Source organism: Streptomyces sp. NPDC053079 (genome assembly GCF_044546695.1).
GTDB lineage: Bacteria > Actinomycetota > Actinomycetes > Streptomycetales > Streptomycetaceae > Streptomyces.
Window position 1 is genome coordinate 529,474 of record NZ_JBITZJ010000006.1, and the last position, 15,144, is coordinate 544,617.

6 protein-coding genes, 1 tRNA gene and 1 pseudogene are annotated in these 15,144 nt (G+C 73.6%); 6 read left to right on the forward strand and 2 right to left on the reverse strand.

Going from position 1 to position 15,144, the window contains the following annotated elements:
• The first annotated feature begins 24 nt into the window (after window positions 1-24).
• The 5 genes and pseudogenes from ACIGXW_RS24550 to ACIGXW_RS24570 form a co-directional block, all read left to right on the forward strand.
• Window positions 25-267 (forward strand): MbtH family protein, encoded by a 243-nt coding sequence (locus tag ACIGXW_RS24550; protein ID WP_399575023.1) that lies wholly within the window; start codon window positions 25-27, stop codon window positions 265-267.
• The gene (locus ACIGXW_RS24555) at window positions 260-9,421 is read left to right on the forward strand and encodes an amino acid adenylation domain-containing protein (protein WP_399575024.1); all 9,162 of its coding nucleotides are present in this window, start codon (window positions 260-262) and stop codon (window positions 9,419-9,421) included. Before ACIGXW_RS24550 ends, ACIGXW_RS24555 begins: the two co-directional genes overlap by 8 nt.
• Before the next feature lie 66 nt (window positions 9,422-9,487).
• Window positions 9,488-10,261: an ABC transporter ATP-binding protein gene (locus tag ACIGXW_RS24560; RefSeq protein WP_399575025.1), complete on the forward strand. Its 774-nt coding sequence runs from the start codon at window positions 9,488-9,490 to the stop codon at window positions 10,259-10,261.
• Between the two features lie 23 nt (window positions 10,262-10,284).
• Complete coding sequence (locus ACIGXW_RS24565) at window positions 10,285-12,231, forward strand: FtsX-like permease family protein (RefSeq protein WP_399575026.1); 1,947 nt, start codon at window positions 10,285-10,287, stop codon at window positions 12,229-12,231.
• Between the two features lie 49 nt (window positions 12,232-12,280).
• Window positions 12,281-13,231 (forward strand): annotated as a pseudogene (locus tag ACIGXW_RS24570) (hydroxyacid dehydrogenase); the annotation flags it as partial.
• A gap of 101 nt (window positions 13,232-13,332) precedes the next feature.
• Here ACIGXW_RS24570 and ACIGXW_RS24575 read toward each other — a convergent pair.
• On the reverse strand, window positions 13,333-14,355 hold the full coding sequence (locus ACIGXW_RS24575) for a LuxR C-terminal-related transcriptional regulator (RefSeq protein WP_399575027.1): 1,023 nt from the start codon (window positions 14,353-14,355) through the stop codon (window positions 13,333-13,335).
• Between the two features lie 281 nt (window positions 14,356-14,636).
• Between ACIGXW_RS24575 and ACIGXW_RS24580 the strand changes: the two genes are divergently transcribed.
• Window positions 14,637-14,849: a hypothetical protein gene (locus ACIGXW_RS24580; RefSeq protein WP_399575028.1), complete on the forward strand. Its 213-nt coding sequence runs from the start codon at window positions 14,637-14,639 to the stop codon at window positions 14,847-14,849.
• A gap of 148 nt (window positions 14,850-14,997) precedes the next feature.
• Here the strand turns inward: ACIGXW_RS24580 and ACIGXW_RS24585 are convergent.
• Window positions 14,998-15,071: transfer RNA gene (locus ACIGXW_RS24585), tRNA-Pro, on the reverse strand.
• Window positions 15,072-15,144 lie beyond the last annotated feature (73 nt).

Genomic DNA, 15,144 nt, shown 5'->3' on the forward strand with positions numbered 1-15,144 from the left:
GCCGCACTTCCCTAGGAGCTTCCCATGGCGAACAATCCCTTCGACGACCAGGAGGGCACGTTCCTCGTCCTGGTCAACGACGAGGAGCAGTACTCTCTTTGGCCCGCGTTCGCCGAGGTGCCCCGGGGATGGGCGGTGGCGCTGACGGAGACCACGCGCGCCGCCTGCGTGGACTTCGTCACCACCCGGTGGACGGACATGCGGCCGCGCAGCCTGCGCGAGGCCGCCGTCCGGCACGAGGCCGCGGCGGTGCGCGCCGATGTCTGAGAGCACCCGGCTCCCCCTCTCGGCGGCCCAGGCCGGCATCTGGTTCGCCCACGACCTGGACCCCACCGGTCGCCGCTACAACATCGGTGAGTACAAGGAGATCCTCGGCCCCGTCGATCCCGAACGGATGGCCGCCGCCTGGTACCGGCTCGCGCGGGAGACCGACGTGCTGCGCATCAGCCGCATCGAGCGTGACGAGGACGGCCTGTGGCAGGTCCTCGACGCCGAACCGGGCGAGCGCCGACTGGAGATCGTCGACGTCTGCGCCGAGCCCGACCCCGCCGCCGCGGCGCGCGCCTGGATGACCGCCGACATGCGGACCCCGATGGATCTCACCGCGGGCGGGCTGAGCCACTTCGCCCTGCTCAAGCTGGCCGACGACCACTTCTTCTACTACCAGCGCTACCACCACATCGTCATCGACGGCTTCGGCCTCGCCCTGCTGGACGCCCGGATCACCCAGCTCTACGAGCAGTCGGTCGCCGGCGTCCCGTGGGAGCCGGGCACCTTCGGCACCCTGGCCGAGGTGCTCGCCGAGGACGCGGCCTACCGCGATTCGCAGGCCGCCGCCGACGACCGGGCGCACTGGAAGGAGCACCTGGCCGGGCTGCCGGAGACCCCGCGCCTGGCCGAGCGCGACCGGCCGGAGCCGGTCACCGCGGACAGTGAGCTGTTCGTTCGGCGCAGCGTGATGCTGTCCGCCGCCGACGCGGCCCGGCTGCGGACGGCCGCCCGCGAGGCCCGCACCCGCTGGTCGATGCTGCTCATCGCGCTGATCGCGGCCTATCTGCACCGGGTCACCGGCCGCGACGAGCTGGTGCTCGGCCTGCCGGTGACCGGCCGCCCCACGGCCTCGTCCCGCCGGACGCCGGGCATGGCCTCCAACATCCTGCCGCTGCGTGTCGGGGTGCGCCCGTGGACCACCCTCGGCGAGCTCGTCGCCTCCGTCACCGCCGAGGTGCGCGGAGCGCTGGGGCACCAGCTTCCGCGGTACGAGGACCTGTGCCGCGAAGCCGGCGGCGACGGTACGGCGCGGCGGATCGCCTCACCGATGGTCAACATCATGGCGTTCGACCCCGGGCTGCGCTTCTGCGGCCACTACACGATCCAGCACAACATGAGCAACGGGCCCGTGGACGACCTGTCCATCGGCGTCTACGACCTCGGCGACGACCAGGGCCTGCGCGTCACCTTCGACGCCGCGCCCGGCAGTTGCGACCCGGATGCCGTCGCCACCCACCAGGACCGGTTCCTGCGCTTCGTCTCCGGTGCTCTGGACGACCTGGAACAACCCGTCGGCCGTGTGGAGCTGCTGTCGGCCGAGGAGAGGCGACAGCTCCTCGTCGACTGGACCGCCCCCGCCGCCGGGGTGCCCGCCGACGGCCGTACCCTCGCCGCCTGCTTCGAGGAGCAGGCGGCCCTGCGCCCAGGGGCGATCGCCCTGACCGACGGCACCGAGGAGCTGACCTACGCCGAGCTGGAGGCGCGCGCCAACCGCCTCGCCCGGCTGCTGGCCGCCCGCGGCGCCGGCCCCGAGCGCTATGTGGCCATCGCCCTCGAACGATCGAACGACCTGGTCACCGCCCTGCTCGCCGTGGTCAAGGCGGGCGCCGCCTACGTCCCCCTGGACCCGCACTACCCCGCCGACCGGCTCGCGTACATGCTGGCGGACGCCCGGCCCGAGATCGTCGTGGCCGCCACCGCGACCGCGGACAAGGTCCCGGCCACGGACATCCCCGTGCTCGTCCTCGACGACCCGCGGACCGCCGCCGCGCTCGCGGACGCGGGCACCGCCCCTCTCACCGATGCCGAGCGCACCGCGCCGCTGTCGCCGGACCACCCCGCGTACGTCATCTACACCTCCGGCTCCACCGGCCGCCCCAAGGGCGTCGTCGTCCCGCACCGCAACGTGGTGCGCCTGTTCACCGCCACGGAGGCATGGTTCGGCTTCGGGCCGGACGACGTGTGGACGCTCTTCCACTCCTACGCCTTCGACTTCTCCGTGTGGGAGCTGTGGGGGCCGCTGCTGTACGGCGGCCGCCTGATCGTGGTGCCGCACACGGTCAGCCGTTCGCCGGAGGAGTTCCTCGCCCTGCTCGCCCGGGAGCGGGTCACGGTCCTGAACCAGACGCCGTCGGCCTTCTACCAGCTGATGCAGGCGGACGAGGAACGCCCGTCCGGCGAACTCGCGCTGCGTTACGTCGTCTTCGGCGGCGAGGCCCTCGACCTCGGCCGCCTGGCGCCCTGGTACGCCCGCCACCCCGGGGGCGTGCTGGTCAACATGTACGGGATCACCGAGACCACCGTGCACGTCAGCCACCTCGCCCTCGACCCGGCCGCGACCGCGGGCCAGACCCGCAGCCTGATCGGCCGCGCCATCCCGGACCTGAAGATCTACGTCCTCGACGCGAGCCTGCGGCCCGTGCCGGTGGGGGAGCGCGGCGAGATGTACGTCGCCGGGGCCGGGCTCGCCCGCGGCTACCTCGGCCGCCCCGACCTGTCCGCGGACCGCTTCGTCGCCGACCCGTACGGCGAGAGCGGCACCCGGATGTACCGCACCGGCGACCTGGCCCGGTGGCAGCCCGACGGCGGCCTGGAGTACCTGGGCCGCGGCGATCACCAGGTGAAGATCCGCGGCTTCCGCATCGAACTCGGCGAGATCGAGAGCGTGCTGCTCGGCCTGCCCGGCGTCGCGAGCGGTGCGGTCGTCGTCCGCGAGGACTGCCCGGGCGACAAGCGGCTGGTGGCCTACGCCGTCCCGGCGGCCGGAGCCGTCCTCGACGCGGCCACGCTGCGCGCCGGCCTCGGCGGGGTCCTGCCCGGGCACATGGTCCCGTCGGCCTTCGTCACCCTGGACGCCCTGCCGCTGACCGCCAACGGAAAGCTGGACACCAGGGCCCTTCCGGCACCGGAGATCACCGGTTCCGCCACCACCGGGGGCGCCCCGCGCACCCGGCGCGAGGACGTGCTGTGCGGGCTCTTCACGGACGTGCTGGGCGCCGCACGGGTCGGGGTCGAGGACTCCTTCTTCGACCTCGGCGGCGACAGCATCATGTCCATCCAGCTCGTCTCGGCCGCACGCCGGGCCGGCCTGGGCATCACCCCGCGCGACATCTTCCGGCTCAAGACGCCCGCCGCGCTGGCCGAGGCCGCCACCGCCCTCGACGCGGACGGGCGGTGCCCGGCCGAACCCGAGGGCGCGGGCACCGGCACCCTGCCGCTCACCCCGGTGATGCGCTGGGCCCTGGAGCTCGGCGGGCCGGTCGACGGCTACAACCAGTCGATGGTGCTGCGCGTGCCCGGCACGCTGACCGAACCCCACCTCGTCGCCGCCGTGCAGGCGCTGCTCGACCACCACGACGCGCTGCGCGCCCGGCTGCTCGACGACGCCCTGGAGACCGGCCCGGCCGGCTCGGTGGACGCCGCCGCCCTCGTCCGGCGCGTGGACGCGAGCGGCCTCGACGACGGCGAGCTGGACGCGCTCGCCGGCCGGGAGGGCCGGGCGGCGCTCGCCCGCCTGGCACCGCGCGACGGGACCGTCCTCCAGGCCGTGTGGTGCGACCGCGGACCGCAACGCTCCGGCCGACTGCTGCTGGTCGCCCACCACCTGGTGATCGACGGGGTGTCCTGGCGCGTGCTCGCCCCCGACCTCGCCCAGGCATGGGAAGCGGTGGCCCAGGGCCGCACACCCCGGCTCGAACCCGTGGGCACGTCGCTGCGCACCTGGGCGCGCCGCCTCGCCGAGGCGGCCGCCGAGCCGCGGACCGCCACCGAACTCCCGTACTGGCAGGACGTGCTGGCCGACCCCGGGCCGCTCCTGGGTTCACGCCCGCTCGACCCGGCCCGCGACGTGGTGGAGACGGCCGGACAGCTGACGCTGCGGCTGCCCGCCGAGGTGACCGAGGCGCTGCTGACCACCGTGCCCACGGCCTTCCACGCCGAGGTCAACGATGTGCTGCTGGCCGCCTTCGCGCTCGCCTACGAGCAGTGGCGCGGCGGCCCGGCCCTCGTCGACCTGGAGGGTCACGGCCGGGAGGAGGAGGCCGTGCCGGGCAGCGACCTGTCCCGTACGGTCGGCTGGTTCACCAGCATCCACCCGGTGCGGCTGGACGCGGGCCGGCACGACGTCTTCGACGGGGCCGCGGTGGGCGCCGCCCTCAAGCGGATCAAGGAGCAGCTGCGGGCCGTGCCCGGCAAGGGCATCGGCTACGGACTGCTGCGTCACCTCGACGCGCAGGGCGCGGCACGGCTGGCCGGACTCGCGGCCCCGCAGATCGGCTTCAACTACCTCGGCCGCTTCGCGGCGCCCGTCGGCCGGGATGCCGACTGGACGGTCGTGCCCCGGATCGAGGACGGCATCCCCGGCGGCGGACCCCGCATGCCGCTCGGTCACGCGCTGGAGCTCAACGCCCTCACCCAGGACGGCCCGCAGGGGCCCGAACTCGTGGCGAGCTGGACGTGGGCCACCGGCCTGCTCGACGGCGCGGACGTCGAGGCGCTGGCCACCGCGTGGTTCGCGGCGCTCGCCGCGCTCGCCGCGCACGGCTCCCGGCCAGGTGCGGGCGGCCGCACCCCCTCGGACGTCCCCCTGGCCGGGCTCACCCAGCAGGAGCTCGAGCTGCTGGAGGAGCGCAGGCCCGGCCTCACCGGCATCCTGCCGCTCTCCCCGCTGCAGGAGGGCCTGCTCTTCCACGGCCTCTACGACGGCCACGCGGCGGACGTCTACACCGCGCAGATCCAGCTCGACCTGGAAGGCCCGCTGGACGCGGCCGTGCTGCGCGCCGCCGCCCAGACGCTGCTGGACCGGCATCCGGGCCTGCGCGCCGAGTTCCACCACGCGGGCCTGTCCCACCCGGTGCAGGTGATCCCCGGGCACGTCGGACTGCCGTGGACGGAGACGGATCTGAGCGGCCTGGAAGGCGCTGCCCGGGAGGAGCGGGCCGAGGCGCTCGCCGCCGCCGAGCGCGCCCGTGGCTTCGTGCTCGACCGTGCGCCGCTGCTGTGCTGCGTGCTCCTGCGCCTGGGGGCCGGCAGCCACCGGCTGGTGCTCACCAATCACCACCTGCTGCTCGACGGCTGGTCGATGCCCGTGCTGATCCGGGAGCTGCTGACGCTGTACTCGGCTGCCGCCGACCCCGGCGCGCTGCCCCGCGTCCGCCCGTACCGGGACTTCCTGGAGCACCTGGCCGGTACGGACCGGCAGGCCGCGCGTGCCGTGTGGGCGGAGGCACTGGCGGGCCTGGAGGAGCCCACATGCGTCGCGGAGGGCGCGCCCGGCCGTACACCGATGGTGCCCGAGCGGCTGGAGTTCACCCTGCCCGAGCCGGAGTCGGCCGCGCTGGCGGGCTGGGCCAAGGCCGCCGGGCTGACCGTGAACACGGTGCTCCAGGGCGCGTGGGCCCTGGTGCTGGCCCGGCTGACGGGCAAGGACGACGTGGTCTTCGGGGCCACCGTCTCCGGCCGCCCGCCGGAGCTGGCGGGCATCGAGGAGATGGTGGGGCTGTTCATCAACACCGTGCCGGTGCGGGTGCGGCTGGACGCCGCCGAGCCGGTGGCCGGCCTGTTCGCCCGGATGCAGAAGGAGCAGTCGGCACTGCTGGGCCACCAGCACCTCGGTCTCGCCGAGCTCCAGCAACTGACCGGACTCGGCCAACTGTTCGATACCGCGATGGTCTTCGAGAACTACCCGCTCGACCTGGAAGCCCTGGGCGGCCACGCCTCCGGCACGGGCCTGCGGCTCGCCGGGCTGCGGGGTCACGACGCGGTGCACTACACCCTGGGCCTGGTCGCCCAGCCCGGCGACGGGCTGGACTTCCGCCTCGACTACCAGCCGGACCTGCTCGACCGTGAGCAGGCACGGGCGATCGCCGGCCGGCTGCTGACCGTCCTGAAGGCGGTCGTGGACCGGCCCGGCACGCCCGTCGGCCGCCTCGACCTGCTCGCGCCCGCCGAGCGCGCACAGCTGCTGACCGGCTGGAACGCCAGTGACGTGCCCGAGGCCTCCCGCGAATCGACGCTCGCAGGCCTCTTCGAGGCGCAGGTCGCGAGCACCCCGCACGCACCCGCCCTGGTGTTCGGGACCACGACGCTGACGTACGCGGAGCTCAACGCCCGCGCCAACCGGCTGGCCCGGCTGCTGATCGGGCGCGGCGCCGGACCCGAGCGGTTCGTCGCCATCGCCCTGGAGCGGTCGGTGGACCTCGTGGTGGCCCAGCTGGCCGTGGTCAAGGCGGGTGCCGCCTTCGTACCGCTGGACCCTGGCTACCCGGCCGACCGGCTCGCCTACATGCTGGCCGACGCCGCCCCCGCGCTGGTCATCACCAGCAGCGCGGTCGCCGGCGGGCTGCCGCGGACGGCCGTGCCCCGGCTGCTGCTGGACCGGACCGTGACATCGAGCCTCGCGGCCACGGACCTCACGGACGCCGAGTGCGCCGCGCCACGGCGGGCCGGGCACCCCGCCTACGTCATCTACACCTCCGGGTCGACCGGGCGCCCCAAGGGCGTCGTGGTCACCCACACGGGCATCTCCAGCATGGTCGCGGGGCAGGCCGAGGGCCTGGCCGTGGTCCCCGGCAGCCGGGTGCTGCTCTTCGCGTCGCCGAGCTTCGACGCGTCGGTATGGGAGCTGTGCATGGCGCTGCTGACCGGCTCCTGCGCGGTCCTGGCGGACGCCGACCGGCTGTTGCCCGGCCCGTCGCTGGCCGCGCTGATCGCCGAGCACCGCGTCACGCACCTCACCCTGCCGCCCTCGGCGCTGCCCGTGATGCCCGAGGACGGCCTGCCGCCCGGCAGCACGCTGGTGGTGGCGGGCGAGGCCACCGCCCCGGACCTGGTCGACACCTGGTCGCGGGGGCGCCGCATGGTCAACGCCTACGGCCCGACGGAGTCCACGGTCTGCGCCAGCATGAGCGCGCCGCTGTCCGGCGCGGTGGTGGCCCCCATCGGCCGGCCGATCGCCAACACCCGGCTGTACGTGCTCGACGCACACCTCCAGCCGGTGCCGGCCGGGGTGGCGGGCGAGCTGTACCTGGCAGGCGCGGGCCTGGCCCGCGGCTATCTGAACCGTCCGGACCTGTCGGCGGACCGCTTCGTCGCCAGTCCCTTCGGCGAGCCCGGCTCGCGGATGTACCGCACGGGCGACCTGGCGCGGTGGCGGCCCGACGGCGACCTCGAGTACCTCGGCCGCACCGACCACCAGGTGAAGGTCCGAGGCTTCCGCATCGAGCCCGGCGAGGTCGAGTCGGCGGTGGCCGCCCACCCGGAGGTCGACCGGGCGGCGGTCATGGTCCGTGAGGACCGGCCCGGCGCCAAGCGGCTGGTGGCCTACGTCGTGGGCACGGCGGGTGCGGCGGTGCTGCGGCCGTTCCTCGCCGAGTCGCTGCCGGACTACATGGTCCCGTCCGCGTTCGTCACGCTCGACGCGCTGCCGCTGACCGCCAACGGAAAGGTGGACCGCAAGGCCCTGCCCGTACCCGATGTCGGCGGCGCCGACGCGGGCCGGGAGCCCGTGACGGCCCACGAGGCGCTGCTGTGCGAGCTGTTCGCCGCGGTGCTCGGAGTCGGGCGGGCGGGAGCCGACGACTCCTTCTTCGACCTCGGCGGCGACAGCATTCTGGCGATCCAGCTGGTCGCCCGGGCGCGTGAGGCCGGGTTGGCCTTCACAGTACGGGAGGTCTTCCGGCACCGTACGGCGGCCGCGCTGGCGACGGTGGCCGAGGCCGTGGCCGACGGCCCCGCGGCCGTCCTGGACGGGCCCTTCCCGGGGCTCGAGGAGGAGACGCGGCTGCTGCTGGACGCGGAACCGGGGCTGACGGCGGTGTTGCCGCTGACCCCGCTCCAGGAGGGCTTCCTCTTCCACGCCTTGCTGTCGGCGGGCGAGGCCGACGTCTACACCACCCAGCTCACCCTCGACCTGGAAGGGGAGCTGGACGCCGCCGCCCTGCGCGCCGCCGCCGGGCGACTGCTGGCCCGGCACCCCGCCCTGCGGGTGGCGTTCCGGCACGATGTGGCGGAACGCCCGGTCCAGGTGGTGCACCGCGAAGTGGGCCTGCCCTGGCTGCATGTGGACCTCTCCACGGCCGAGGAGCCCGGCCTGGTTGCCGAGACGGCCCGCCTCGCCGACGAGCAGCGGCTGCTTCCGTTCGACCTGGCGAGCCCGCCCCTGCTTCGGCTGATGCTGATCTCGCTGCCGGGCGACCGCTCCCGACTCGTACTGACGGGTCATCACATCCTGTGGGACGGCTGGTCGCTACCGGTTCTCCTGGAGGAGCTGTTCGCCCTGTACGCCCGCGGCGAGGGCGCGTTGCCGCCGGCGCCCCCGCTGCGCTCGTACCTGACCTGGCTCGCCGGGCAGGACCGCGACGAGGCGCTGCGGGCGTGGGCGGAGGCCCTGGCCGGGCAGGTGACGCCCACCCTGGTGGCCCCGCAGGCATCGCAGGGCGAGCCGGCCGCCCAGGAGTCGGTACGCACGGAGCTGTCGGCGGACCTCACCGCACGGCTCGGGGCCCGGCTGCGCGGGCACGGCATCACGCTCAACACGGCGGTCCAGGCAGCCTGGGGCGTGCTGCTGTCCCGGCTGACCGGCAAGGACGACGTGGTCTTCGGCTCGACCGTCTCCGGGCGGCCCGCGGAGCTGCCCGGCATCGAGCGGATGGTCGGCAACTTCCTCAACACCCTGCCGGTGCGGGTCCGTATCCACGCCGACGAGACGTTCCTGGAGCTGCTGGAACGGCTGCAGGAGGAGCAGACCCGCCTGATGCCCCACCATCACCTGGGTCTGAGCGACGTTCAGCAACTGGCGGGCTCCGGTGCGCTCTTCGACACCACGACCGTGGTGCAGAACACGCCCCTGGACGCGGGAACCCTGCTCGGCGGCGCCGGCGGGCTCCGGCTGGCCGGCGGCGACAGCGTGGACGCCACCCACTATCCGCTGCGCCTCCAGGCGGTACCCGGCCTGGACGCCTCCACCCTGGGCCTGCGCGTGGGCTACCGCCCGGACGTGTACGAACCCGCCGAGGCGCAGCGGCTGTTGGATCAGGTGGTCCGGTTGCTGGAGGCCCTGGCCGACGATCCGGCGGTCCCGGTCGGCACGCTCGACCTGCTGTCGGCGGACGAGGATCAGCAGGCCATGCTCGCGCAGTGGGGCGGGTACTGAGGTTCATGGCATGCACCGAACAAGCTCCCCCCGCCCGGCACCGCGACGTTTGATAGGCGTTGACTCATGAAGAACCATCAAGCAGTGCGACTCGAACAGGTCTCCAGGACCTACGCGTCGGACACCTCGGCGGCGGTACGCGCCCTCGACGAGGTCTCCATCGACTTCGAGCGCTCCACCTTCACCGCCATCATGGGCCCCTCGGGTTCGGGCAAGAGCACCCTGCTGCAGTGCGCGGCCGGACTCGACCGCCCCGACGCCGGGCGGGTCGTCGTGGACGGCGTCGACCTCGGCCCGCTGAGCGAGAAGGCGCTGACCGAACTGCGCCGGGAGCGCATCGGCTTCGTCTTCCAGTCCTTCAACCTCCTCGGTGCGCTGACCGCCGAGCAGAATGTCGGACTGCCGCTGCGGCTGGCCGGTTCCCGGCCGGACCGCGGCGCCGTGCGCGCCGCGCTCGCCCAGGTCGGCCTGGGCGAGCGCGGCGGACACCTGCCCTCGCAGATGTCCGGCGGCCAGCAGCAGCGGGTGGCCATCGCCCGGGCCCTGATCAGCCGCCCCCAGGTGCTCTTCGCCGACGAGCCCACCGGCGCCCTCGACAGCAGCAGCAGCCGGACCGTCCTGGAACTGCTGCGCACGCTGGTCGACGAACAGGGCCAGACGACGATCATGGTCACCCACGACCCGGTGGCCGCCTCCTACGCGGACCGGGTGGTCTTCCTCGCCGACGGGCGGCTGATGGACGAACTGCACCGGCCCGGCGCCCAGCGGATCGCCGAGCGCATGACCCGGCTGGAAGCCGGCACCGCACAGGCGGCACGCACGGCCGGCGGTGCCCTGTGAGGGGAACTCTCACCCTGCTGCCCGTGGCCGCGGCCACCCTGCGCAAGCGGTGGCCCGGCTTAGCCGGCTCCTTCGTCGCCCTCGCGCTGGGCGTCGCCCTGATATCCGCCTGCGGGCTGCTGATCGGGACGACGACGGGACTGGACAATCCGGATCCGGCGGCGCCCTCGGCGAAGAAGCTGCTCAGCTTCATGGCGGGCATGGCCGGTTTCGTCTCGGTCTTCGTCGTCGCCTCAACCTTCGCCTTCGCCGTGGCCGGCCGACGCCGGGAATCCGCCCTGCTGCGGGCCGTAGGTGCCACGCCCCGGCAGGTCAGGGTGCTGATCCTCGGCGAGGCGCTGGTCGTCGCCGTCGCCGCCTCCGCCTGCGGCAGCCTGCTCGGCCTGGCCATAGCCCCCCTCATGGCCCGCTGGCTGGTCTCGCACGAGGTGGCCCCCGAGGGCTTCGGCATCCACCCGGCGCCGGGCCCCCTGCTGATCGCCGCGGGCATCGGCGTGGTGGTGGCCCTGCTGGGCGCGTACGCCGCCGCCCGCCGCGCCGGACGGGTGCGCCCCGTCGAGGCGCTGAACGACGCCGTGGTGGACCGCAAGGTCATGACACTGGGTCGCTGGCTGTTCGCCCTCGCCTTCCTCGCCGTCTTCGTCACGGTCCTGCTGATCCTCATCACCATGCCGGCCTCGATGCAGAAGGACCCGCAACTGCGCGACCCGCGGAACATGCCCGTCTGGGCGCTGCTCATCGACATCCTCGCGATCCCGGCCGTCGCTCTCTTCGCCCCCCTCCTCGTCCCCCCGCTGGTACGGCTGCTGACCCTGCCCGTCCCGCTGGCCTCCGGCGCGGTGGGCCTGCTGGCCCGGCAGAACGCCCTCGCCGCGGTGCGCCGTACGGTCTCCACCGCCACCCCGGTGTTCCTGGTGGTCGGGCTGACCGCGAGCGTCGTCGGCTCGACCGCCGCCTTCGGCGACGCCCGGGCGGCCCAGACCCGGGCCGCGCTGCGCGCCCAGTACGTGGTGGAGCCCAAGGGCTCCGGCAGCCTGTCGGAACCGGCACTGCGGCATGTGAAGGAGCTGCCCGGCGCCCGCGTCACCGCCCTGGGCTCCGCTCTGCTCACCGACCTGGGTGGCGGCGTGGCCTCCGGCGGTGCCGAGGCGGCCACTACGTCCGCCACGGTCGTCGACGGGGATCTCACGGCGGCCTGGAAGGTGAAGACGGAGGCGGGTTCGCTCGCGGACCTCAAGGGCCCCTCCGTCGCCGTCTCGACGGACCTCGCCAACGCCAACGGCTGGCAGCGCGGCGACCGGCTGTCCGCCGGACTGCCCGACGGCACCTCGGTCACCCTGCGCGTGGTCGCCGTGGTCACCCCCCTGCTCAGCCTGTCCGAAGTCCTGCTGCCGTACGACGTGGTGGCCGCCCATCTCACCGACCGCGCCCCCGCCACGGCCTACGTCACCACGGAGCCGGGTGCCCCCGCCCCCGTTCTCCCGGACGCCGACCGGGCCACGGTCACGGCGGCGGCGACCTGGGGGGCCGCGGGCGACGACCCGCGGGCCCGCTACGACTGGATCGCCATGCTCGCCATCCTCGGCCCGGCCGTGCTCTACGCCCTGATCGCGATCGTCAACACCATGATGATGTCCACCGGCGACCGGCTGCGGGACTTCGCCACGCTGCGGCTCACCGGCGGCAACGACCGCCAAGTGCTGTCCATGGTCGGTGTGGAGGCCCTGCTGACCGTGGCCACCGCGACCGCGCTCGCCCTCCTGGTCACCGTCGGGACCCAGCTCAGCACCATGTCGCTCATCAACCACCGGATCCTGACCGACGGGACCGTCCTGCCCTTCCGGCTCCCTTGGAGCGTCATCGCCGGCAGCGCCGCCGTCGGGCTCGCCCTCGCGCTGGCCTCCAGCCTCCTGCCGGCCCGGCTCGCCCTGCGCGCCCGGGCCCTGGACCTGGCGGGCACCAGGCAGTAGCGCCGCCGAGGCCCCGGCCCCTCCGCCGCACCCACCGAGAGAAGGAACCATGACCGCCGAACCGGTCCGCCCCGTCGTGCTGCTCACCGAAGAGCTGTCCCCGGCAGCCGTCGAATCCCTGGGCACCGACGTCGACATCCGCCGCTGCGACGGCACCGACCGCCCCGCCCTGCTGGCCTCGCTCGCCGAGGCCGACGCGGTGCTGATCAGGAGCGCCACCGCCATGGACGCCGAGGCCGTAGCGGCCGGCCGACGGCTGAAGGTGATCGCCCGGGCCGGCATCGGCCTGGACAACGTCGACGTGGCCGCGGCCACCGCGGCGTCCGTCCTCGTCGTCAACGCGCCGGCCTCCAACATCGTCAGCGCTGCCGAGCACGCGGTGGCGCTGCTGCTGGCGGTCGCCCGCAACGTGCCCGCGGCGGACGCCTCGTTGCGCGCCGGACAGTGGCAGCGGTCCCGCTTCACCGGAGTGGAACTGTCCGGCAAAGTGCTGGGCGTGGTCGGCCTGGGCCGGATCGGGGCACTCGTCGCACGCCGGATGGCCGCCTTCGGCATGCGCGTCGTCTGCTACGACCCGTACATCGACAGGGCGGCCGCGGCCCGGGTGGGGGCGGAACCGGTCGGCCTGGACGAGCTGCTGGAGCGCTCCGACTTCATCACCGTGCATCTGCCGAAGACCCCCGAGACCCTCGGGCTGCTCGGCCCCGGGGCGTTCGCCCGGATGAAGCCGTCCGTGCGGATCGTCAACGCGGCCAGGGGCGGCATCGTCGACGAGAGCGCGCTGTACGAGGCGCTGAAGGAGGGCCGGGTCGCCGGTGCCGGGCTGGACGTGTTCGCCGTCGAACCCTGCACCGGCTCACCGCTGTTGGAGCTCGGGAACGTCGTCGCCACCCCGCACCTCGGAGCCAGTACCCATGAGGCCCAGGAGAAGGCGGGCACGGCCGTGGCGGCCTCCGTGCGCCTCGCTCTCGCCGGCGAACCGGTGCCGGACGCGGTCAACGCCCCGGCCGTGGCCACGGTGCTGGCTGCCTAGGCGGGCCTGCCCCGAACTGGCCGAATATCGTGTATGGGGCACTTTGGTTGAAAGGTCACCGTGTCCGCCTACAGATCGGACAGTTGCTCCACAAGCGGCATCAGCCACCCCCGGGCCGTAGCCAGCGCCCCCGCCTGGAAACGGCTGCGCGCCTGGAGCCGGTTCATCAGCTCCGCCGTGATCCGGCGTCCGGTGCGCACCGAGACGCCGAGCTTGCGGGCCACCGCCTCATCGGTGTGCCCGGCCCCGAGCAGTTCCAGGACGGCTCGTTCCTGAGTGGTCAGGTCCTCCCCGCCGGAGCGGGGGCGCCTGACGCGGGTCCGCAGCGGCTCCGCCTGCTGCCACACCTGGTCGAACAGGGTGCACAGGGCGGTCACCACGCCGGTGCCGTTGAGGATCAGCACACCCTTGGCCGCCGCCTCCGGATCGATCGGCACGATGGCGGTGCGCCTGTCGTAGATGATCATCCGGAGCGGTAACTGGGGCACGGTGCGGACATGGCCGCCGTTCTCGTCCAGCCAATGGGCGTACGAGAGGGTGGGCGGGTCGTTGTGCAGGCTCTCCAGGTAGACGTAGCGCAGCTGGACCCCGCGCGAGAGGGCCGCCCGGTCCAATGGCCGGGCCGCCTCCAGCGCCTCCTCGGTCTGGGCACCGCGGGGGGCGAAGACCGACACTTCGTCGGTGCAGCTGTGGGCGTACCGCTCGATCTGCGAGCCGATGGCGTCCATGCCCATGAACTGCCGGGCGCCGGGCGGCTCGGAACCGGCGTCCTCCTCGCCGTATTCGGCCAGCATCCGGGTGATCGACAGCCGCGTGGCCGCCATGGCCTCCTGGCGCTCCAGTAACGCGCGCTCCTTGCGCAGCAGCAGGGCCTCCAGGCCCAGTTCCGGGTTGACCAGGCGCATCTCGCGGGGATCCTCGGTGGACGGCCGGACGAGCTCCAGCCGCTCCAACTCCGCGACGGCCACCGCCACCCGGTCGACGGGCCAACCCAGTGCGGCGGCGACCTCTTCGGCCGGAATCCGGGGTCTTCTGAGCATGACCCGGTAGACCGACTCCCCATCGGAGTCGAGACCCAATTCCTTGAGCACGAACACTCCCCCCTGGCACCGCAGAACGTGAAATCTCTGGTCGGACCCCCTGCGGCCCTGGCAATTGTTCACGACCGGAAAGGAGGCGCGCAAAGTCCTTAGCTGCCCGGTTGGCCAAATAGTTGCGTTGGCCACGTGTTGGCAGCCTTGTGCCACCGCAGGACCCTGACAGCCCATGGTGCTGACGGGGTCGGAGGTAGCGACGAGACTCATGGTGTCGGCAGGGAGCGCGCAGCGCCGCCGGCGGTCCACTCCGTCACGATCCTTCGGGAGACCTCGTCATGCCTCAGTCCACCATCGCGTCCGTCCTCGTCCGCCGGGTCGCCGTCCTGGCCGGTGTCGCCGCGGCCGGACTGATCGGCTGCGCGGAGGCATCCGCGCAGCACGCCCCGCCGGCCCACGTCCGCGCGGACAACACCTGGGGCAACGCCCCGACTCCCGTCGCCGCGATGCCCGCCGCCTCTGTCCTCTCCATGAACACCTGGGGCAACTGAGTCCTCGTCCCGGCCACCCCGGGGCGAGGATGTGTCGTAGCTCACCCCTACCGTGAGGGCGGTATCGACGCCGGCTCCCGAAAACCCCGGAAACGCGTCAGGGCCTTGATCCACTGAGTGGATCAAGGCCCTGACCTGGTGCAACCAGTCGGGGTGGCGGGATTTGAACCCACGACCTCTTCGTCCCGAACGAAGCGCGCTGCCAAGCTGCGCTACACCCCGGTGCAACGAGCTCTACTTTAGCGGACTGGAGCCGGGAGGTGAAATCCGCTTCCCGGGGAGGCGCAGGTGAGGG

What these genes read in the sequence shown, in the direction of transcription:
- ACIGXW_RS24550 (WP_399575023.1), top strand. Translation starts at nt 25, where the DNA reads ATGGCGAACAATCCCTTCGACGACCAGGAGGGCACGTTCCTCGTCCTG.
- ACIGXW_RS24555 (WP_399575024.1), top strand. Translation starts at nt 260, where the DNA reads ATGTCTGAGAGCACCCGGCTCCCCCTCTCGGCGGCCCAGGCCGGCATC.
- ACIGXW_RS24560 (WP_399575025.1), top strand. Translation starts at nt 9,488, where the DNA reads ATGAAGAACCATCAAGCAGTGCGACTCGAACAGGTCTCCAGGACCTAC.
- ACIGXW_RS24580 (WP_399575028.1), top strand. Translation starts at nt 14,637, where the DNA reads ATGCCTCAGTCCACCATCGCGTCCGTCCTCGTCCGCCGGGTCGCCGTC.